This window comes from Methylobacterium trifolii, assembly GCF_022179685.1.
GTDB lineage: Bacteria > Pseudomonadota > Alphaproteobacteria > Rhizobiales > Beijerinckiaceae > Methylobacterium > Methylobacterium trifolii.
Map to the genome: position 1 here is coordinate 1 of NZ_BPRB01000388.1, position 1,189 is coordinate 1,189.

Below are 1,189 nucleotides of genomic sequence, written 5' to 3' on the forward strand. Positions count from 1 at the left end.
AGTCGTTGATGGCGGCGACGACGCCGGCACCGACGGTGCGTCCGCCTTCACGGATGGCGAAGCGCAGCTTCTCTTCCATGGCGACGGGGACGATGAGGGTCACGTCCATGGTCACGTTGTCGCCCGGCATCACCATCTCGGTGCCTTCGGGCAGTTCGCACACGCCGGTCACGTCCGTGGTGCGGAAGTAGAATTGCGGCCGGTAGTTGGTGAAGAACGGGGTGTGGCGCCCGCCCTCCTCCTTGGTCAGGATGTAGGCCTCGGCCTTGAACTTGGTGTGGGGCTTGACCGAGCCCGGCTTGCACACGACCTGCCCGCGCTCCACGTCCTCGCGCTTGGTGCCGCGCAGCAGCACGCCGACGTTGTCGCCCGCCTGGCCCTGGTCGAGGAGCTTGCGGAACATCTCCACGCCCGTGACCGTCGTGGTCTGGGTCGCGCGGATGCCCACGATCTCCACCGACTCGCCCACCTTGACGATCCCGCGCTCGACGCGCCCCGTCACCACCGTGCCGCGACCCGAGATCGAGAACACGTCCTCGATCGGCATCAGGAACGGCATGTCGATCGGGCGCTCCGGCTGCGGGATGTAGTCGTCCACCGTCTTCATCAGCGCGATGACGGCGTCGTGGCCGACCTTCTTGTCGCCGTTGTCCAGGGCCACCTTGGCCGAGCCCTTGGTGATCGGGATGTCGTCGCCGGGGAAGTCGTACTTGGAGAGCAGCTCGCGCACCTCCATCTCGACCAGCTCCAGCAGCTCCTCGTCGTCCACCAGGTCGACCTTGTTCAGGAACACCACCAGCGCCGGCACGCCGACCTGGCGGGCGAGCAGGATGTGCTCGCGGGTCTGCGGCATCGGCCCGTCGGCGGCCGAGACCACCAGGATCGCACCGTCCATCTGCGCGGCGCCCGTGATCATGTTCTTCACGTAGTCGGCGTGGCCGGGGCAGTCGACGTGGGCGTAGTGCCGGTTGGCCGTCTCGTACTCCACGTGCGCCGTCGAGATCGTGATCCCGCGCGCCTTCTCCTCGGGCGCCTTGTCGATCTGGTCGTAGGCCGTGAACGTCGCACCGCCCGTCTCGGCCAGCACCTTCGTGATCGCCGCCGTCAACGACGTCTTGCCGTGGTCGACGTGACCGATCGTGCCGATGTTGCAGTGCGGCTTCGTGCGAGCGAACTTTTCCTTGGCCAT

The 1,189-nt window shown here is 67.0% G+C and carries 1 protein-coding gene; it reads right to left on the reverse strand.

Translation table 11 applies throughout. The annotated features are described in order from the left end of the window. Positions 1-1,189: elongation factor Tu (gene tuf / locus COGEMETH_RS24970; protein WP_238185360.1), on the reverse strand; the 1,189-nt coding region annotated here is incomplete at its 3' end.